The following is a 19,697-nucleotide window of genomic DNA, read 5'->3' as shown; positions in this document are numbered from 1 at the left end:
GCTCAGAACCTGAGCGTCAGCGAGCCGAGCACCGCGAAGGGCTGGCCCGGATGGGCGATCGACCGGTCGCTGGCGCGGACGATATACGCCTCGTCGAACAGGTTGTAGACATTGAGCCCGACCCGGCCGCCGCCCCAGGCATACCAGAGCGCTGCATCGGTCACGATGTAGTCGTCGAGTTCAATGCTGGGGTCGAACTGGGCCGTGCTGGTGCCGGTATAGCGCACGCCGCCGCCGAGCCCCCAGCCATAGAGGTCGAGCCCGCCCGCGCGGTCGCCTTCCTGGAAGTCATAGCTCATCCACAGCCGCGCCTTGTGGCGGGGCACGCCGCCCAGCGGCTGGCCCACCGCGGAGGGATCGTCCGGATTGGAGAGGGTCTCGGTTTCGGTGAAGGCATAATTGGCCACCACCTTCAGCCCGTCGGTCAGCTGGCCGGTCAGATCGAATTCGATGCCGCGGCTGCGCTCGCGCACATCCGCCATATAGGCCGAACCGCCGGTCGCGTTGTAGAAGGCGTTGTCGAAGACCGCGACATTCTCCTTCTCGATCTGGAAGACCGAGACCGTCGCCAGAAGCTGCTCGTCGAAGAAGGCCGCCTTGGCGCCGACCTCGTATTGCAGCCCCTCTTCGGGATCGAGGGGCGATCCGGACTGATCGAGTGTTCCCGGCGTCTGGGGCAGGAAGGACTGGGTCACGCTGGCATAGACGGAATATTGCGGCGTCAGCCGGTAGAGCAGCCCGGCACGGCCGGTGAAGGCGCCGTCATCGACATCGGGTGCGGCAACCCCGCCGCTCTCATTCTCCTGGTGGACGACGTCGTAGCGACCGCCGAGCAGCAGCTTCAGCCGGCCATCGTCGAGCAGGGAGACCTGGTCCTGAAGGTAGAACCCCGCCCACTCGGTCTTGCCCTGAATCCGGTCCTTGGGCTGGTCGCTCGGCGGCTGATAATCGACCTGCGGATTGTTCGAGATCGGGACATTGGGAGCGTTGGCCCGGTACCGCCGGAAATCGGACTCCTGGCGGATGAGTTCGGCGCCCAGCAGAACCTCGTGATCGACCGTCCCGGTCTGGAACGCCGCCGTGGCATCGAGCACGAACTGGATCTCGTCTTCGCGCCGATCCTCGTTCTGGTACCGAAAACGCAGCTGGGCACCGGCCGGATCGTCCACGACGCCCCGCGGCCGGAGCGCCTCGTTCTTCGCATCGGCGCGGTGGAACTGAAGCTGGTTGCGCAGCGTCCAGGTGTCGTCGAGGCGGTGGGTCAGCTGATAGGCGGCGGTGTAGTCGTCGATGGTCCGCCCGTCGAGATCGGGATCGCCGAAAAAGGTCGACGGATCGACCAGCGGCCGGCCGTCGGTGCCGAGCGGGATGCCGGTGTCATAGGGCTGTTCCTCGTGCACCACCGCAAGGTCGACCAGAAGCTCGGTGTCGTCATCCGGCAGCCAGAGCAGGCTGGGGGCCACGGCATAGCGGTCGACCTCCATCTCGTCGCGGAACGAGCCGGCATCGGTATAAGCCGCGTTCAGCCGGTAGAGCAGGTCGCGATCGGCGGTCACCGGCCCGGTCAGGTCGACCGAGGTGCGGAACAGCTCGTCGGTGCCGAGCTGCTGCTCCAGAACATAGGCCGCCTCGGCCTGCGGGCGCTTGGTGACGACATTGACCACGCCGCCCGGCTCCAGCGCGCCATAGAGGATGGAGGCCGGCCCCTTCAGCACCTCGACCCGCTCCACATTCACCAGATCGACCGCGCCGGTCGATGTCGCCCGCAGACCGTTGCGCAGCAGGCCGGGCGATTCGAAACCGCGGATCATCGGCAGGACTTCGGACTGGGCGTTCAGCGTGTTGCCCGCCTGCTGGACGCCGCTCACATTCTCGTAAACGTCCTTGAGGTTGAGCGAGCCCTGATCCTCGATCACGTCGCGCGGCACCACCTGCACCGAGAGCGGGGTCTCCAGGATCGACGCATCGGTCTTGGTTGCGGTGAAGCTGCGGGTGGCGAGATAGCCCTCGACGGGGCCGGTCGCCGTCTCAACTGCCCGGCGGCTGCCGGTGACGGTCAGCGGGTCGAGCCGGGTGGTCCCGTCGGATGGCGGGGCCGGCAGCAGGGTCACGGTGCCGTCCGCCTCGGTGATCCAGCCGATGCCGGTGCCGGCGAGCAGCCGGCCCAGCGCCTCGTCGACGCTGAACTGCCCCTGCACCGCGCCGCCCCGCCGCCCCGCGACCACCTCGGCCGCGCCGCTGACCTGAACCCCGGCCTGACGGCCGAAGGCGGCCAGCGCCTCGTCCAGCGGCCGGGCCGGGATGTCGAAGGCGATCCGGTCCATGCCGGCGGCCACCGCCACCGACGCCCCGGCCGTCAGGGCCACCAGCCCGACCGGCGCCAGCACCGTCATCAGCCCGAAGCCGACCCCGGCGGCGATCGTTACCCGCCCTGCCCCATCCCGCATACCGTCGAACCCTTCCTCGTCGGAGATCATCTCACGCAAATGCGGATCATTTGCGTTCTCATCCCAACAACGGACGGCTCGATTTTTCTTTTCAGGAAAAAATGACCGGGCCTCTCAGCCCGCGGCGGTGACCAGCGTCAGAAGCGGGCCGAAGGCGCGGACCTCGCCGCCGACCGGCCGCATCATCGCCTTCAGCGCCCGCTGCGGATCGCGCAGATCGTAAAGCCCGGTCACCCGGCGGGCGCCGAGTGCCGCATCGGTGATCAGGATCCAGCCCGGCTGGTGGCGCCGCAATTCCGCCACCACCTCGGCGACCGTGGCATCGGAGACGAACAGCCGGCCGTCCCGCCAGGCACCGACATCCTCGGGCGCCAGCCGCCCCCGGGTGACGGCGCCGCTTGCGGTATCGACCGCCAGCCGGTCGCCGGCCGCCAGCTGCTCCACGCGCCGGCCCCTGGCCGGCGCCACCCGGACGGTGCCGCTCGCCACCTCCACCACCACCCGGCCGCCATCGGCGGCCACGTCGAAGGCGGTGCCGGTGACGGTGACCGCGACATCGCCGGCCCAAACGATGAAGGGCCGGGCGGGATCGGGCATCACGTCGAAGAAGGCGCCGCCATCGATCAGGGTCACCTCGCGCCGGCCGTCGTCGAAGCGGCTGCGGATCGCGGTGCGGCCGTCGAGTTCCACCCGGCTGCCATCGGCCAGCACCACCCGGCGGGTCTCGGCCACACCGGTCGCGGCATCGGCGCCGAGACCGGCAAAGCCGCCCGGCCTGACGCTCGCGACCGCCACCATCGCAACGACCGCGGCGGCCGCCGCCATCATGGCCCCGCGGCGCATGGCCCTGTGCCGCATGGGCCGGCGCTGCATGGGCCGGCGCTGCATGGGCCGGCGCGGCGGTTGCGGCCTGGTATCGCCAACCGGCGGCAGGGTATCGGCCTGCACAGGCGTCACCCGCAGAGGCCCCGCCTCGCCCAGATCGCGCCAGGTCCCGCAGACCCGCGCCCAGGCGGCCTCATGCGCCGGATCGGACCGCCGCCAGGCCTGCCAGCCGGCCCGGACCGCCGGATCCTCAGGGGTGTCCTGCAGGCGCAGCAGCCAGTCGAATGCCGCTTCGAGCACCGGGTCCTCAGCCATGGCCGGCATCATCCGGCCCGATCGCCGCAGCGATCTGCATCAGGGCGCCGCGGACCATCCGATGGGCGGTCGGCACCGACACCCCCAGCCTTGCGGCAATCTCGCCCAGCGTATGGCCGCCGAACCGGTGCATCTCCACCGCGATGCGGATATCGGGCTCCAGCCGGTTCAGCACCGTCACGATCCGCGCCAGCGTGCGGCGATGGGTGACCTCTTCCTCGGGCGTGCGCGGCACGGCCGGCAGCATCCACCAGGGGGCGCCTTCGTCCTGGTTGCGGACCTCCACCGCCCGCCGGCGGCTCCAGTCCAGCGCCAGATTGCGCACGATCCGGTACAGATAGCCCAGCGGCTGATCCAGCGCCGCATCGGTCTGGCCTGCGGGCACGAAGCGCAGGAAGGCATCCTGGACGACATCCTCGGCCCGCGCGCGATCGCCGCCCGTGATCGACGTCGCATAGTCGATCAGGTCCGCGCGATGGGCCATGAACAGCGCCAGTTTGCCGTGATCGTGGGTCAATGCAGCCGCACCGGAAATCATTCAGGGCTGAACCCTAGCCTGAATGCGAGTGCGTATCAATATCGAGTGGAATGCCCGTTTCACCATCCGGTCCCGGAACAAGGCCAGCGCGGTCAGAGCAGCCGGGCCAGCAGGATCGGCCAGAGGATCGCCATCAGCACGATCAGGGTCACCGCCCCGGAATTGAGGCCGAGGGTCAGCCGGGTCATGAACCATTCCATGCCGATCAGCGCCGCAAGCGCCAGGGTGGTGAGCAGGCCGGCCAGCGGTGCCGGCAGCACGCCGGCGGTCGCGATCACCGCCACCATGACATAGACCTGAACCATCGACAGCCAGTTGCGGGCGACGACATAGGGCACGAAGCCCCGGTCGACACCGGTGCGCCGGGCCAGGATCAGCAGCACGAGCGGAAAGCTCGCCCAGGCGAGCAGATCGACCAGCACATCGCCCAGCAGGCCGAAATGATCGGTGCCGGCGGCCATGGTCGCGATGACGTCGGCGGCGGCCTCTTCATCGGGCGAGGGAGGCGTCAGCCCCTCGCCCGGCACCGGCAGGCTGTAGAGCAGCAGATAGCCGGGCACCGCCAGCAGCAGAGCCATGAACGAGTGCCAGAAACCGCCGACGTCGATCCGCAACAGCTCCAGCGCCCGCCGGTCGAACCGGGCGAGGCCAAGGCCTCCGCGAATGCCGCGGAGCAGATCGCCGCCGCCGGCGCTCACGCTCCGCTCGTGCCGGTCCGGGCGGGCGGCGTCGCCATATAGTCGGCGATCACCCGCTCGTAGATGCGCGACAGCGCCTCCAGCGCCGCAACCGGCACCCGCTCGTCGGTCTTGTGCATGGTCTGGCCGATCAGGCCGAACTCGCAGACCGGGCAGTAATCCTTGATGAACCGGGCATCCGAGGTGCCGCCGGTGGTGGAAAGATCCGGATCGAGCCCGGTCTCGGCCTTGACCGCATGGGCCACCAGCGACGAGAACGGCCCGGGCTCGGTGACGAAGGCGTCGCCGGTGATGCGGTAATCCATCTCCCAGCGCCCGCCGACCGCATCGAAACTGCGCCGCAGCCAGGCTTCGAGGCTGGCCGGGGTGTGCAGATCGTTGAAGCGGATGTTGAAGCTCGCCTTGGCGATCCCGGGAATGACGTTGGTCGCCGGGTTGGCGATATCGATGGTGGTGACCTGCAGGCTGGAGGGCTGGAAATAGGGCGTGCCCTGGTCCAGCTCGTGCTCCACCACATCTGAAAGCATCTTCAGCAGCCGCGGCACCGGGTTGTCGGCCAGATGCGGATAGGCCACATGGCCCTGCATGCCATAGACGGTCAGATGGCCGGTGACGCTGCCGCGCCGGCCGATCTTGATCATCTCGCCCAGCCGCATCGGGTTGGTCGGCTCGCCCACCAGGCAGTGATCCATGCGCTCGGCCCGCTCGCGCATCCAGCCCAGCATCTTGACCGTGCCGTTGATGGCGTCGCGTTCCTCGTCGCCGGTGATGACCAGCGCGAGCCGGGGCTTGCCGCCGCCTGCGATATAGCGCGAGACCGCCGCCACGAAGGCGGCGATCGAGCCCTTCATGTCCACGGCCCCGCGGCCGTAGAGATGGCCGTCGATCACCTCGGCGCCGAAGGGATCGACCGTCCAGCCGGCGGCATCGCCCACCGGCACGACATCGGTATGGCCGGCATAGCCCAGCACCGGCAGATCGCCGTCGCGATCGCCGATGCTGGCATAGAGATTGTCGACCGGATCCCAGCCCGGCTGTTCGAAGGGCAGCCGATGGCAGGTGAAGCCCAACCCCTCGAGTGCCGCCTGGAGCACGTCGAGCGCGCCGGCATCGGCCGGGGTCACGCTCGGCCGGCGGATCAGGTCGCGGGCGAGGTCGAGGGTGTCGATGACGGCCATGGGGCGGGGATCCGGTCTGGTTGGAAGATCAGGGGCGGCGCGGCCGGCGATCAGGTGCGCAGCAGCTCGTTGATGCCGGTCTTCTCGCGGGTGCGGGCGTCGACCGTCTTCACGATCACGGCGCAATAGAGGCTGGGGCCGGGGGTGCCGTCGGGCAGCGGCCGGCCGGGCAGGGCACCCGGCACCACCACCGCGAAGGGCGGCACCTTGCCGATATGGATCTGGCCGGTCTCGCGATCGACGATCTTGGTCGAGGCGCCGAGGAAGACGCCCATCGAGAGCACCGCGCCCTCGCCCACGATCACGCCTTCGGCGACTTCCGAGCGGGCACCGATGAAGGCGCCGTCTTCGATGATCACCGGGCCCGCCTGCAGGGGCTCCAGCACGCCGCCGATGCCGGCGCCGCCCGAGATATGGACATTGCGGCCGATCTGGGCGCAGGAGCCGACGGTCGCCCAGGTGTCGACCATGGTGCCCTCGCCCACATAGGCGCCGATGTTGACAAAGCTCGGCATCAGCACGGCGCCGGGGGCGATATAGGCCGAACGGCGCACCACGCAGTTCGGCACGGCACGGAAGCCGGCGGCGCGAAAACGATTGTCGTTCCAGCCCTCGAACTTCGACGGCACCTTGTCGAACCAGGGCGCATTGCCGCCGGGCCCGCCCGGGATCGGCGCCATGTCGTTCAGGCGGAAGGACAGCAGCACCGCCTTCTTCAGCCACTGATGCACGACCCAGTTGCCGTCGGGCGCCTTTTCGGCGACGCGCAGACGGCCGCCGTCCAGCGCCTCGAGCGCGGCATCGACCGCATCGCGGACCTCGCCTTTGGTGGCGATGCCGATCTCGGCGCGGTTTTCCCAGGCGGCCTCGATCACGGCGGCCAGTTCTGCCGTGGCGGGTGCGGCGGTCGCGGTCATGTCGTCTCCCTCGGGACAGGTTGGGGGGCGCGCAGGCGCGCACGGATCGCAGTTTAGGCCGCGCGGGGCGGGTGTCAACGTGCGCTCCGGTTCTGCCCTGCCGTATCCAGATGCGCGAGATAGGCCTCCAGCCAGAGCGACAGGTCCGGTGACACCCAGTCGATATGGTCGCCCTTCGATCCCAGCAGCGAGAACGGCTCGCCGGTATTGATCCAGACCGTGCGCATGCCCAGCGCCGCCGCCGGGGCCAGATTGCGGGCACTGTCTTCGAACAGCACCGCGGTCGCGGCGTCGACGCCATAGCGGCTGCAGAACAGGTCGTAGACCTCGGGCGCGGGTTTGGGCACGAAATCGGCGGCGACGATGTCGAAGATCGCCTCGAACCGGTCGGCAATGCCCATGCGCGTCAGGATGCGGTCGGCATGGGCGGTGGAGCCGGCGGTGAACACCAGCTTGCGCCCCGGCAGCCGGTCGATCGCCGCCCCAAGCTCGGGCGCCGGCGGCAGCACCGAGACGTCGATGTCGTGGACGTAGTTCAGATAATCATGCGGATCCAGGCCGTGGCGGAGCATCAGCCCGCGCAGGGTGGAGCCGTGGGCGCGGAAATAATCGCGCTGAAGGGTCAGCGCCGCCTCGCGGTCGAGCGAAAAGCTCTCCATGATGAAGGCGGTCATGCGGCGGTGGACCTGATCGAACAGCCGCGAGCCGGCGGCATAAAGGGTATTGTCCAGATCGAAGATCCAGGTATCGACATGGTCGAGCGCCGACCAGTCCAGGCCCGGTTTCAGAGCGACGGGCCCGAGCAGGCTGTCCTCAGGGGGTGTGGATGGGGTATGAGTCATCGGCTGCGGTTCCTCGAAGCGAAGGAGATCCTGCGCGGGCCCGCCGCCCGCACATCCCGGATACGACGTTAAGGCTTCCTTGACGCACGTTGGAGATATACTTGACCACGTTCCTGTCGGAAGATCGGGGGACGAGGTTTTCGAGACAAGGGTCCGATGTCCCGGCAGAGCGTGCAGACGCCAGAGCCCATTCGCAGTCTGAAGCAGGAACGCGACCGTTTCGTCGCGCTGGCCTTCACGGCTGCCGATATCCTGCTCGAACTGGACGAGGCCCGGATCATCCGCTTCGTGGCCGGCGCCACCTCGGGCCTGCTGGGCCGCGACCAGGACCGGCTGATCGGCGTGGCGCTGGAAGAGCTGGTGGCGGAAGACGACCGGCGGATGATCACCGCCGTGCTGGACCGCCCCGGCGTCGCCGGCCGCTTCGAAGCGGTGATGGTGCGGCTGGCCAACCCGCATTCCGCCGTCACCCGGCGGGCGATCGTCAGTGGCTATCGGCTGCCGGATCTGGGCGGCCATTATTTTCTGGCCCTGTCGCTGCCCAAATACATGGTCGCGACCGACGTGTCGACCGAGGCGCGCGACGTGGAGACCGGCCTGATCTCGGCCCGGTCCTTCGCCCAGATCGCCAAACATCGCCAGCAGGAAGCCAATGATATCGGCTCCAACTACGAGATGACCCTGCTGCATCTCGAACGGTTCGGCCTGCTGCGTCAGCAGCTCGACCGGTCGCTGACCGACGAGTTCATGGCCAATCTGACCAGCCTGCTGCGCGCCAATTCGGTGGTGGGCGACAGCGCCGCCCGGCTGGACCAGGACACCTACAGCGTCATCCACGGCGCCGAGACCGATGTCGCCAAGCTCCGCGAACAGGTGAGCAGGCTGGCCCGCACCGTGGACCCCAAGGGCGACGTGCTGGGCCTGCGCATGGCGACCATGCCGCTGGACGGTGCGGAGCTGGGCTCTACCGACGTCGCACGCGCGATCAGCTTCGTGGCCGAACAGCTGAAGGAACGCAAGCTGTCGGGCCGGATCAACAGCCTGCGCCGCCAGCATGGCGAGATGGTCGACGACACCGCCCGACGGATTTCGGAATATCGCGGCATCATCCGCCGGCGGGATTTCCGGGTGGCGCTGCAGCCGATCGTGGATCTGGCTTCTCGTCAGGTTGAGCATTACGAGGCGCTGCTGCGGCTGAAACGGGTCGATGAAAGCCCGTTCGAGGTGATCACCTTCGCCGAACAGGCCGGCTTCATCGAGGAATTCGACCTCGCCATCTGCCGGATGGTGATCGACAAGATCAAGCGGGCCGAGCAGCGCAGCCAGGTGCTGCGGCTGGCCGTCAACCTGTCGGCACGGTCGATCGAAAGCGAAAGCTTCGTGATCGCCTTCAACAAGCTGCTGGCGACGCTGGGCCCCATGCGCGACCGGCTGATGTTCGAGGTGACGGAAACCGCGCGGATCGACGATCTGGGCCGCGCCAACGCCTTCCTGCAGGATCTCCGCCGCGCCGGCCACCGGGTCTGCCTGGACGATTTCGGATCAGGCCAGGCCTCGTTCCAGTATCTGCGGTCGCTGAAGGTCGATCTGGTCAAGATCGACGGATCCTATGTGCGCAACGCGCTGAAGACCGATGACGACCGCAAGTTCCTGCGCGCGATCATTCAATTGTGCAACAGCCTGGGCATCATCACCGTCGGTGAAATGATCGAGAATGAAGCCACGGCGAATTTCCTGCGCTCCAACGGCGTGCAATACGGACAAGGCTATCTGTTCGGACGGCCATCCGTGGACATCTCGGACTTCCATGAACAGAACACCTCACAAAAATGATTAAATTCACCTCTATATTTTTTTGAGGGTGGGGTGATCCAAAATCTGATCTTCATATCTTCGCAAGATTTCTGATCTTAAATAGACGTCAACACCTGCAAGACCTACCGACTCCCCGGGCCCCAAGAATTGGTTGAGATCATCAGGACATGATCTCCTGCCGAGAGCCATGGGCAAATCGCCACAGTCGACGGTTTTCTCATGACATAAGTGCATCGACCTTGCCATGTTGCGGCGTCGAACGATCTCTGCACCGGCCGATAGGGCAGACCTTCAAGTTGCGAGACGGGACCAGGCCCCATGAGCCTCCAGACGCTTGATGCCGATCAGCGCCGCCGCTGTGCGGCCTTTGACCTGACCGATGACGATCTGAACGCCCTGGCCGCATACCGGGCACGGGTTCAGCAGCGGCTTCCCGCCCTGCTGGATGCGCTGCATGCGCGTTTCGCGCCCTGGCCCGAAATTCAGGCGGCGCTGAAGGATCCGAAGGTCCACGCCATCCGTCTGGCCCATTGGAGCCGGGCCGCCGGCGGCCAGATCGACAACGGCTTCGCCGCCTCGGCCCGCAACCTCGCCTCGGCCTTCTACGACCATGGCGTGCCGGGCTATGCGGTCGCGATCTGTCATTCGACGGTCTCGCGCGCCATCATCGAGGACATGTCCGCCGCCGGAACCGGCGGCGGCCTGTTCGGCCACAACCGGCGCCGCAGCAATGATGCCGCCTTCGCCTCGGCCCTGTCGAAAGTCGCCTGGCTGGATCTGGAACTTCTGCTCGAAACCTATGCCGAAGCCGAAGCGTCGAAGCGCGCCCAGGTGATCGAGGGGCTGGCCGGCAGTTTCGATCGCCAGATGGGGCGGGTGGTCTCGGCCATGGGCCAGGCGGCCCAGGATGCCGATGCCGCCAGCCGCCGCATGGCCGAGACGGCGGTCCGGGCGCTCGACGACGCGTCGAAGGCCGCGGATATCGCCCGCGAGTCCGCCGGCAACGTCCAGGCCGTGGCCAGCGCCACCGAGGAACTGGCGGCCTCTGTCGCCGAGGTCGGCAGCCGCGTGGCACAGTCTGCCGGCATGGCGACCCGCGCGGTTGAGGATGCAAGGCGCACCGATGCGGTGGTCCGCACCCTGGCCGAGACCACCCAGCGCATCGACGAGGTGGTCACGCTGATCAGCAGCATCGCCCAGCAGACCAATCTTCTGGCGCTCAACGCCACGATCGAGGCAGCACGGGCCGGCGAGGCCGGCAAGGGCTTTGCGGTGGTCGCGGGCGAAGTGAAGACCCTGGCCAACCAGACGGCCACGGCGACCGACGATATCGGCCGCCAGATCGCCCAGGTCCAGCAGGCGACGCGTGACGCCGTGGAGGCGATCAGCGCCATCACCAGCGGCATCGGCGAGATCGACGCCATCTCCACCTCGGTGGCCGCCGCCGTCGAAGAACAGGTTGCCACCACCCGCGAAATCGCCCGTGCCGTGGCCGATGCCGCCCAGGGCAATCACCGCGTGTCGGAGCTGATGGACGGGCTGCAGGCCGGATCCGGCACCAGCCGCGCCGCGGCCGGCGAGGTGAACACGGCCATGGCCATGCTGACCGACCAGTCGCATCATCTGCGTCAGGCGGTGGATGCCTTCCTCGACGAGGTCCGCAAGGCCTCCTGACCGGTCGCAGGCCCCGCTGCGGGCAAAAGGCAAAGGGGGGCGCCGATCCGTCGGCACCCCCCTTCTTTTTCCAGCCCCGGAGCCAGCGTCGCGATCGGCCCTCAGGCGTGGATCAGCGTGCCGATGCCGCGATGGGTGAAGGTCTCCAGCATCATGCCATGGGCGACCCGGCCATCCAGGATCACCGCCGCTTCGGTCGAGCCCTCGACCGCGGCGATGCAGGTCTCGACCTTCGGGATCATGCCGCCGGTGATGGTGCCGTCGGCCATGTAGCGGCGGGCCTCGGCCACGCTCATATCCGAGATCAGATTGCCTTCCTTGTCGAGCACGCCCGGCACGTCGGTCAGCATCAGCAGCCGGCGCGCCTGGACGGCGGCGGCGATGGCGCCGGCCGCGGTATCGGCATTGATGTTGAAGGTCTCACCCTTGGCGCCCACACCCACCGGCGCGATCACCGGGATCATGTCGGACTGGGCGATGGTGGTGATGACCTTGTCGTTGATCTCGGTCGGCTCCCCCACGAAGCCCAGATCCAGGATCCGCTCGATATTGCTGTCGGGGTCGCGCTTGGTGCGGCGCAGCTTCTCGGCCCGGATCAGGTTGCCGTCCTTGCCGCAGATGCCGATGGCGGTGCCGCCGGCGGCGTTGATCGCGCCCACGATCTGCTTGTTGATCGAGCCGGCGAGCACCATCTCGACCACCTCGACCGTCGCCTTGTCGGTGACGCGCAGCCCGTCGACGAAGCTGGAGGTGATCTTCAGCCGCTCCAGCATCTGGCCGATCTGCGGCCCGCCGCCATGGACCACCACCGGGTTGATGCCCACCTGCTTCAGCAGCACGATGTCGCGCGCGAAGGTTTCGGCCAGGCTCTCGTCACCCATGGCATGGCCGCCATATTTGATGACGAAGGTGCTGCCGGAATGGCGGCGCAGATAGGGCAGCGCGTCCGAAATCGTCGCGGCCGTCCGCAGCCAGTGCTTGGTGTCCGAGATCGAATTGGGGGTCTTGGAGGTGCTCATGCGGCGGCGCTCCTGAAAGACTGCGGGTGGCAGGCCCAAGCTTCGTGACGGCCGGGCCCTGAGGGGCCGGCCTTTTCCAAGCCGGGACCATACGCCGAACCGGGCGGCGCGAAAACCGCCGGATGACGACAAAATACACAAGGCCGGCCGGCGGCCCGGCACAAGGCCCGCCGGCGGCTCGGCACACAAGGCCCGCCTGCGGCTCAGGTGCCCTGATTGTTTTCGAGCAGCAGCCGGGCGATCGCGGCGCGCAGCGTCTCCATGCCGCGCATCTTGCGGCTGCTGGTGACGATGACCTCAGGATAGGCCGCCACATGGCGGCGCAGCTCGGTCTCGATCGCCTGCAGCCGCTTCGCCAGCACCGGCGCCTTTTCCTTGTCGGCCTTGGTCACGACCACCTGATAGCTCACCGCCGCATCGTCGAGCAGCTTGAACACCTCGCGGTCGTTCTCCTTCACGCCGTGGCGGCCGTCGATCAGCACATAGACCCGGGCAAGGTTGCTGCGGCCGCGCAGATACGAGAACACCATCTTCTGCCAGGCCTTGACCATGGCCTTCGGCGCCTCGGCATAACCATATCCGGGCATGTCGACCATCATCATCCGGTCGGCAAAGCGGAAGAAGTTGAGCTGCTGGGTGCGGCCGGGGGTGTTCGAGACGCGGGCCAGGTTGCCGCGTTCGGTCAGCGCGTTGATCAGGCTGGACTTGCCGACATTGGACCGGCCGGCGAAGGCGATCTCGGGCAGGTCGTCGGGCGGCAGATCGCGCAGGCTGGCGGCGCCCATCACGAAGGAGACCGGCCCGAGCAGGAGGGTCCGCCCGGCCTGCACGAGGTCGGGATCCAGCGCATCGGTGGCGATATCGATCACGTCCGGTTCGGACGCAGCCCCCCCCGAAACCGGAACCCCGGCCGCTTCCGCGGCCGGGGTCGGGGTGGTCGCAACGGTCTCCGGGGAGATGTCGGGACCGCCGTCCCGCGTCTGATCTGGTCCGGCGTTCATCTCCGGCACTCCTCGGATGGTTCGGGTGATGGCGGACGTCGTCAGACCTTGACGCCCATCCGCCGCATGATCAGCCACTGCTGACCGATCGAGAGCAGGTTGTTCCAGGTCCAGTAGATCACCAGACCGGCGGGGAAGCCCGCGAACAGGAACAGGAACATCACCGGCAGGAACATCATGATCTTCGCCTGCGTCGGATCGGCCGGCGCGGGGTTCAGCTTCTGCTGAAGGAACATGGTGAAGGCCATGAGCACCGGCCAGATGCCGATCGCCAGGAAGTGCGGCGGGGTATAGGGCAGCAGGCCGAAGAGGTTGGTGATGTAGAGCGGGTCGGGTGCCGAGAGGTCGTGAATCCAGCCGAAGAAGGGCTTATGCCGCATCTCGATGGTCACGAACAACACCTTGTAGAGCGCGAAGAAGACCGGGATCTGGACCAGGATCGGCAGACAGCCGGCGGCCGGATTGACCTTCTGCTTCTTGTAGAGGCCCATCATCTCCTGATTGAGACGGACCTTGTCGTCCTTGTAGCGCTCGCGCAGCTTCACCAGTTCCGGCTGCAGCTTCTTCATCTTGCTCATCGCCACATAGGACTTGTTGGCAAGCGGGAAGAAGAGCGCCTTGGTGCAGAGCGTCAGGATCAGGATGGAGATGCCGAGATTGCCGACGATGCTCTCGATCCAGAGCAGGACCAGGAAGATCGGCTTGGTCAGGAAGTAGAACCAGCCGAAATCGATCGCCAGGTCGAAGTTCTTGATGCCGAGCGCATCGCCATAGCCATCCAGAACGTCCAGTTCCTTGGCGCCGGCGAAAACCCGCGACACGGTGCTGGCCGTCGCCCCCGGGGCGACCTCGCGGGCGCTGCCCAGATAGTCGACCTGATATTTGGGCGTGGTGCCGACCACCGAATGGCCGAAGCGCGCGGTCACCGCCTCGGACTGATCGGGGATCACCGCCGCCAGCCAGTACTTGTCGGTGATGCCGAACCAGCCGCCGGTCGAGCTGGCCGAGACCGGCTGCTGCTGTTCGGCCAGGTCCTTGTACTTGTATTCCTTGAGGGTGCCGTCGACGACGCCGAGCGGACCTTCATGCAGGATGTAATAGCCGAGCGTCTGGGGCGTGCCGCTGCGCGAAACCAGCGAATAGGGGTAGAGCGTGACCGCCGCGTCGCCGGTGTTCGTCACCTTGTCGGTGACGGTGAACATATAGTTGGCGTCGATCGCGATCTGGCGCTCGAACACCAGCCCCTGGCCGTTGTCCCAGGTCAGCGTCACCGGGTGTTCAGGCGTCAGCGGCCGGTCGTCGGCCGGCGTCCAGACCGTCTCCGCGCCCGGCAGCTTCACCTCGTTGGACGAGGCGACCCAGCCGGTCTGGGTGTAATAGGCGGCCTTGGTGCCGAGCGGCGAGAGCAGTTCGATCCGCGGCGAGGTCTGATCGACCGTCTCGTGATAGTCGACCAGGGCGACATCGTCGATCCGGCCGCCTTCCAGGCTGATCGAGCCCGACACGCGCGGCGCATCGATCTTCACCCGCGGATCACGGGCCAGCGCCGCTTCGCGGTCGAGCGGCGCGGGGGCCGCAGGCGTCGCACCGGGGGCCGAGGGCGCCGAGCCGCCGGCGGTCGCCGGGGCTTCGGTCGACACGGCTTCGGCAGGCTGCTGCGGCTTCGGCTGCGGGACCAGGAGGTAGTAACCGAAGAGGATCGCGATCATCAGGACCATCGCGATCATCAGGTTGCGCTGTTCAGGCATCGGCCTCACCTGATTTGCCGGCGCCTGGCTCAGCACCGGATCCGGGGCGCGGCGGCACCGGGTCGTAGCCCGACGTCCCCCACGGATGACACCTCAGGATCCGCCGGAGCGCCAGCCAGGCGCCATGGACGGGTCCGTGAAGCTGCACCGCCTCGATCGCATAGGCCGAACAGGTCGGCAGATGCCGGCATCGCGGCGGCAGATAGGGTGATATCACAAGCTGATAGCCCCGGACGAAGACGATCATCAGCATGGCGAGGCCACGACTGACGATGCCCTGCCGGGGCTTGCGACCGGTGGCGCGGGAACCGCGATCGCCCGGGCCTGACCGACCTTCGGCCGGCACGACCGGACAGCCGCAACCGGCGTGATGGAGATGGCCGCTCATGCGTCGCCGTCTCCCGCCGGGCCTGCGGAAACCACAGCCCCGGCGGCCGGGGCCGGCCGCGCCTTCCCGCCATCCTCTCCGCCGCGCCGGGGGCGCCTGGGTCGCGGCGCCTTGCGCAGCGCTTCGGCAAGATCGGCCAGCAGGCGGTCATAGTCGCGGTCGACGGTCTGGGTGCGCGCGATCAGCACATAGTCATGCGCCGGCATCGCATCGGCGATGCAGGCATCGACCGCTGCGCGCAGGCGCCGGCGAGCCCGGTTACGGGCCACCGAATTGCCGACCTTGCGGCTGGCGGTGAAGCCGACACGGACCGAAATCCGTTCGGCGGCACGGGCATCGCGTTCGGCCGCCGTCCAGGGACGGGCCTGCACCACAACACCCGGCGTCGCCCATTTCATCCCGCTGCGCGCAGCGGCAAGAAACTCACCGCGGCGCTTCAACCCGGCTGCACCCGCCTTCACCACCCGGCCCTCGAACGATCGGGGCCGCGCCACCGCCGGAACCGAACGGTCCGGGGTGCGCGGCCCGACGAAGACGGTCCGGTCAGGCGCTCAGGCGCTTGCGGCCGCGCGAACGACGGTTGGCCAGCACCTTGCGGCCGCCCACGGTCGCCATGCGCGACCGGAAGCCATGACGGCGCTTGCGAACGAGCTTGCTCGGCTGATAAGTCCGCTTCACGGTAGGAACTCCATATCTGCTGTGACCGGCACTGAGGCCCCGATACCGGCGCCTGTTTCATGCGGGTCACGCACGCGCCGGGCGGGCCGCGCCTGCCGGCGAAACCCGAATAACCACGGGCTTATACGGGCACGCCTCCTGCCTGTCAATCGCAAGCGAGGGCCACGATCATCTGTTGCCGCGCGGTGGGTTGCCGAAGCCTCAGAAGTCCCCGCTCAGCAGCTGGGCGCGTCGGCGGGCATGGTCATCGGCATCGATCCGGCCGCGGGCAAGCAGGTCGTCTAGTTCGAACAGGCGGTCTTCCCGCATGCGCTCGTCAGCGCGGGCGGCGCGGGCGGCATGCAGGGCCAGCAGTTCCCGGCCCGAGAGTTCGGGTGCCGCCTGGGGCAGCGGCCGCATGGCGGTGAGCGGCGGGCAGAAATTCGCGGCACGGCCGCGGCCGTCGCGGATCGCATAGCCATAGCCCGCGAAATGATCATCGGGATAGCGATAGGACCAGTGGCGCGCCTCGGCGCAGTCGCGATCCGTCGGTTCCAGCGACATCACCACCGGCCCCATACCGTCGGCGGTAGGCTGGTCGCCGACATAATAGCGGTGCTCCACCCGCGCGAGGGTGGAGCGGGTGCCGAAATCATGGGGCGAGCAGGCGGCGGTGACGAGGCCTGCAAGAAGGCCGGCGACGAGCCCCGGGCGCATGGCGGTTCTCCAGTATGGACCGGTTGTGGGTCGAGTGTGGCGGCTTCGCCCGATGCGGGCAAGTGCGGCGACTTGCCCTGGATCAAAGCGGGAGATGCTGCACTGCATCATGCTATCCTGGCGTTCAGGCGACGCGCCCATCCCCCCTCATTTGCGTGGACGACCCAGCGATCATGACCAGACAGAGCCCCGGCCCCCTGACCATCGCCGAGACCGCCTGGCACGCGGTGCCCCCGGAGGCGGCGCTGGCAGCCCTCAACGCCCGGGCCGACGGCCTGGCGGGCGACGAGGCCGCCAGCCGCCTGGCCGCGTTCGGGCCCAACCGCCTGGAGGCCAAGGCCGGCCGCAGCCTGATCGGCCGAATCGCCGGCCAGTTTCGCGACGTGCTGATCCATGTCCTGCTGGTCTCGGCCGCGATCTCCATCCTGCTCGGCCATTACGTCGATGCCGGAGTGATCCTGGGCGTGGTGGTGATCAACGCCGTGATCGGCTTCGTTCAGGAAGGCCGGGCCGAAAAGGCGCTGGCGGCAATCCGCGACATGATCGCCCCCCGGGCGGCGGTGCTGCGCGGCGGCGTGCGGGTGGGGGTCGATGCGGCCGAACTGGTGCCGGGCGATGTGGTGCTGATCGAGGCCGGCGACCGGGTGCCCGCCGATCTGCGCCTGCTGGATGCGGCCGGGTTGCATATCGATGAAAGCGCGCTGACCGGCGAATCGGTGCCGGTCGCCAAATCCACCACCCCCACGCGGACCGATGCCGCCCTGGCTGACCGCGTCTGCATGGCCTATTCCGGCACCATGACCACGGCCGGCCAGGCACGCGGGCTGGTGGTGGCCACCGGATCCACCACCGAAATCGGCCGGATCGGCCGGATGATCGAGACGGTGGAGACGCTGGAAACCCCGCTGGTCCGCCAGATGGCCGGGTTCGGCCGCCGGCTGTCGGCGGTGATCCTGGCGATGTCGGCCCTGGTGTTCGCGGTGGCGGTGGGCTTGCGCGGCTATGCCTTCGACGATGCCTTCATGGCGGTGGTGGGGCTTGCGGTGTCGGCCATCCCCGAGGGCCTGCCCGCGGTCATGACCATCACGCTGGCGATCGGCGTGCAGCGCATGGCCCGGCGCCGCGCGATCGTGCGCCGCCTGCCGGCCGTCGAAACCCTGGGCGCGATCGGGGTGATCTGTTCCGACAAGACCGGCACGCTGACCGCCAACGAGATGACGGTGCGCGACTGCGTGCTGGCCGAGGGGCGGCTTGCGGTCGAGGGCCATGGCTACGATCCCGAGGGACGGGTTGCGACCGAGGCCGGCGAGGACCCCGCCACCGCGGCGGCGGCCGTGCTTGCCGATCTCGCCCTGGCCGGGCTGCTCTGCAACGACGCCCGGCTGTTCGCCGATGAAGAGGGCCGCTGGCGGGTCGAAGGCGACCCGATGGAGGCGGCCCTGGTGCGCCTGGCCGCCAAGGCCGGGCTCGACCCCGACCAGACCCGGGCCGCGCGGCCGCGGATCGGGCTGATCCCCTTCGACAGCCGTCATCGCTGGATGGCGAGCCTGCATGCCGGCGCCGACGATCCCGGGCCGCTGCTCTGCGTGAAGGGCGCCCCCGAAGTGCTGATCGGCCTGTGCGAGGTGGAAGCCATCGGCATCGATGCCGGGATCGGCACCCGGCCGATCGATCGGCCGGCCTGGGAGGCCGAAGTCGCGGCGCTCGCCGGGCGCGGCCGGCGGGTGCTGGCCATCGCCGCCCGCAGGCTCACCCCCGGTGCCGGGATGCCGGCCGCGGGCGAGATCGGCCAGGGGCTGGTGCTGTTGGGCCTGGTCGGCATGATCGATCCGCCGCGCCCGGCGGCGGTGGAAGCGCTGGCGGCGGCACGCAGCGCCGGCATCAAGGTCAAGATGATCACCGGCGATCATGCGGTCACGGCGGCGGCCATCGCCCGCGACATGGGCATGGACGTCACCCATCCGCCGGCGACCGGTGCCGAGCTGGATGCGGCCGATGCCGAGACCTTCGCGAAGCTTGCCCACGAGCGCCAGGTCTTCGCCCGGGTCAGCCCCGAGCACAAGCTGCGGCTGGTGGAGGCCCTGCAGGCGAAAGGCGCCGTGGTCGCGATGACCGGCGACGGCGTCAACGACGCCCCGGCCCTGAAGCGCGCCGATGTTGGCGTCGCCATGGGCAACAAGGGGACCGAGGCCGCCAAGCAGGCGGCGCAGATGGTGCTGGCCGATGACGATTTCGCCTCGATCGTGGCGGCGATCCGCGAGGGCCGCACGGTCTATGACAATCTGCGCAAGGTGATCGCCTGGACGCTGCCCACCAATGGCGGCGAGGCCATGGCGATCGTGGCCGCCATCATCCTGGGCCTGACCCTGCCGCTGACCGCCGTGCAGATCCTGTGGATCAACATGATCACCGCCGTGGGCCTGGGCCTGACGCTGGCTTTCGAGCCGACCGAGCCCGCCGCCATGCGCCGGCCGCCCCGCGCCGCCGATGCGCCGCTGGTAACGCCCTTCCTGTTCTGGCGGATCGGCTTCGTGTCCTTTCTGTTCGTCATCGGCACCTTCACCGTCTTCCATCTGGGCGAGGCGCGCGGGCTGGGGCTGGAGGGGGCGCGGACCCTGGTGGTGAATGCGGTGGTGGCGATGGAGATCTTCTATCTCTTCGCCGTGCGCTACATGGCCGGGCCCTCGCTCACGCTGACCGGCATCATGGGCACGCGGGCGGTGCTGACCGGCATCGCCCTGACCGTCGCGGCCCAGGCCGCCTTCACCTGGTGGCCGCCGATGAACCGGCTGTTCCAGACCGTGCCGCTCGGCCCGGTCGAGATCCTGATCGCCACCGGCGCCGGTGTGGCCCTCTTCGCGGTGATCGAGATCGAAAAGCGCATCACGCGGCTGGTGACGGCCAGACACTGACCCCAC

At 68.3% G+C, this 19,697-nt stretch carries 17 protein-coding genes; 3 read left to right on the top strand and 14 right to left on the bottom strand.

Annotated elements, in window-relative coordinates:
• Positions 1 to 2: 2 nt before the first annotated feature.
• The 7 genes from WI697_RS16935 to WI697_RS16905 form a co-directional block, all read right to left on the bottom strand.
• Positions 3 to 2,477: a TonB-dependent siderophore receptor gene (locus WI697_RS16935; RefSeq protein ID WP_345959256.1), complete on the bottom strand. Its 2,475-nt coding sequence runs from the start codon at positions 2,475 to 2,477 to the stop codon at positions 3 to 5.
• An 84-nt stretch (positions 2,478 to 2,561) separates the two neighbouring features.
• Positions 2,562 to 3,587 (bottom strand): FecR family protein, encoded by a 1,026-nt coding sequence (locus WI697_RS16930; protein WP_345959255.1) that lies wholly within the window; start codon positions 3,585 to 3,587, stop codon positions 2,562 to 2,564.
• Positions 3,580 to 4,104 (bottom strand): sigma-70 family RNA polymerase sigma factor, encoded by a 525-nt coding sequence (locus WI697_RS16925; protein ID WP_345959254.1) that lies wholly within the window; start codon positions 4,102 to 4,104, stop codon positions 3,580 to 3,582. Before WI697_RS16925 ends, WI697_RS16930 begins: the two co-directional genes overlap by 8 nt.
• Before the next feature lie 113 nt (positions 4,105 to 4,217).
• Complete coding sequence (locus WI697_RS16920; RefSeq protein WP_062761624.1) at positions 4,218 to 4,823, bottom strand: hypothetical protein; 606 nt, start codon at positions 4,821 to 4,823, stop codon at positions 4,218 to 4,220.
• Positions 4,820 to 6,001 carry a succinyl-diaminopimelate desuccinylase gene (gene dapE / locus WI697_RS16915; RefSeq protein ID WP_345959253.1) on the bottom strand — a complete coding sequence of 394 codons (1,182 nt, stop codon included), beginning with the start codon at positions 5,999 to 6,001 and terminating at the stop codon, positions 4,820 to 4,822. Before dapE ends, WI697_RS16920 begins: the two co-directional genes overlap by 4 nt.
• A gap of 50 nt (positions 6,002 to 6,051) precedes the next feature.
• Positions 6,052 to 6,918: a 2,3,4,5-tetrahydropyridine-2,6-dicarboxylate N-succinyltransferase gene (gene dapD / locus WI697_RS16910; protein WP_345959252.1), complete on the bottom strand. Its 867-nt coding sequence runs from the start codon at positions 6,916 to 6,918 to the stop codon at positions 6,052 to 6,054.
• A 74-nt stretch (positions 6,919 to 6,992) separates the two neighbouring features.
• Complete coding sequence (locus tag WI697_RS16905; protein WP_345959251.1) at positions 6,993 to 7,760, bottom strand: pyrimidine 5'-nucleotidase; 768 nt, start codon at positions 7,758 to 7,760, stop codon at positions 6,993 to 6,995.
• Positions 7,761 to 7,916: 156 nt separating this feature from the next.
• On the opposite strand from WI697_RS16905, the gene WI697_RS16900 reads away from it, so the two are divergent.
• Together WI697_RS16900 and WI697_RS16895 are read left to right on the top strand one after the other, a co-directional pair.
• Positions 7,917 to 9,593, top strand: a complete 1,677-nt coding sequence (locus tag WI697_RS16900; RefSeq protein ID WP_345959250.1) for an EAL domain-containing protein — start codon at positions 7,917 to 7,919, stop codon at positions 9,591 to 9,593.
• Positions 9,594 to 9,893: 300 nt separating this feature from the next.
• Entirely contained in the window at positions 9,894 to 11,249 is a 1,356-nt protein-coding gene (locus WI697_RS16895; RefSeq protein WP_345959249.1) for a methyl-accepting chemotaxis protein, read from the top strand.
• A gap of 101 nt (positions 11,250 to 11,350) precedes the next feature.
• Here the strand turns inward: WI697_RS16895 and argB are convergent, their stop codons facing one another.
• The 7 genes from argB to WI697_RS16860 form a co-directional block, all read right to left on the bottom strand.
• Entirely contained in the window at positions 11,351 to 12,268 is a 918-nt protein-coding gene (gene argB, locus WI697_RS16890; RefSeq protein WP_014746225.1) for an acetylglutamate kinase, read from the bottom strand.
• Between the two features lie 203 nt (positions 12,269 to 12,471).
• Entirely contained in the window at positions 12,472 to 13,137 is a 666-nt protein-coding gene (gene yihA / locus WI697_RS16885) for a ribosome biogenesis GTP-binding protein YihA/YsxC (RefSeq protein WP_082828216.1), read from the bottom strand.
• A gap of 173 nt (positions 13,138 to 13,310) precedes the next feature.
• Entirely contained in the window at positions 13,311 to 15,017 is a 1,707-nt protein-coding gene (gene yidC / locus WI697_RS16880; protein WP_345959248.1) for a membrane protein insertase YidC, read from the bottom strand.
• Positions 15,010 to 15,405 carry a membrane protein insertion efficiency factor YidD gene (yidD, locus tag WI697_RS16875; RefSeq protein WP_345959247.1) on the bottom strand — a complete coding sequence of 132 codons (396 nt, stop codon included), beginning with the start codon at positions 15,403 to 15,405 and terminating at the stop codon, positions 15,010 to 15,012. Before yidD ends, yidC begins: the two co-directional genes overlap by 8 nt.
• The gene (rnpA, locus tag WI697_RS16870; RefSeq protein ID WP_082828215.1) at positions 15,402 to 15,899 is read right to left on the bottom strand and encodes a ribonuclease P protein component; all 498 of its coding nucleotides are present in this window, start codon (positions 15,897 to 15,899) and stop codon (positions 15,402 to 15,404) included. The genes yidD and rnpA overlap by 4 nt, the downstream gene beginning before the upstream one ends.
• A gap of 49 nt (positions 15,900 to 15,948) precedes the next feature.
• On the bottom strand, positions 15,949 to 16,083 hold the full coding sequence (rpmH, locus tag WI697_RS16865) for a 50S ribosomal protein L34 (protein ID WP_014746230.1): 135 nt from the start codon (positions 16,081 to 16,083) through the stop codon (positions 15,949 to 15,951).
• Between the two features lie 201 nt (positions 16,084 to 16,284).
• Positions 16,285 to 16,779, bottom strand: a complete 495-nt coding sequence (locus WI697_RS16860) for a hypothetical protein (protein WP_345959246.1) — start codon at positions 16,777 to 16,779, stop codon at positions 16,285 to 16,287.
• 173 nt (positions 16,780 to 16,952) lie between these two features.
• Between WI697_RS16860 and WI697_RS16855 the strand changes: the two genes are divergently transcribed.
• Positions 16,953 to 19,691: a cation-translocating P-type ATPase gene (locus tag WI697_RS16855; protein WP_345959245.1), complete on the top strand. Its 2,739-nt coding sequence runs from the start codon at positions 16,953 to 16,955 to the stop codon at positions 19,689 to 19,691.
• The last annotated feature ends 6 nt before the right edge of the window (positions 19,692 to 19,697 follow it).

It is taken from the genome of Tistrella mobilis (genome assembly GCF_039634785.1).
GTDB lineage: Bacteria > Pseudomonadota > Alphaproteobacteria > Tistrellales > Tistrellaceae > Tistrella > Tistrella mobilis.
This window is presented reverse-complemented; position numbering and strand designations above follow the sequence as displayed.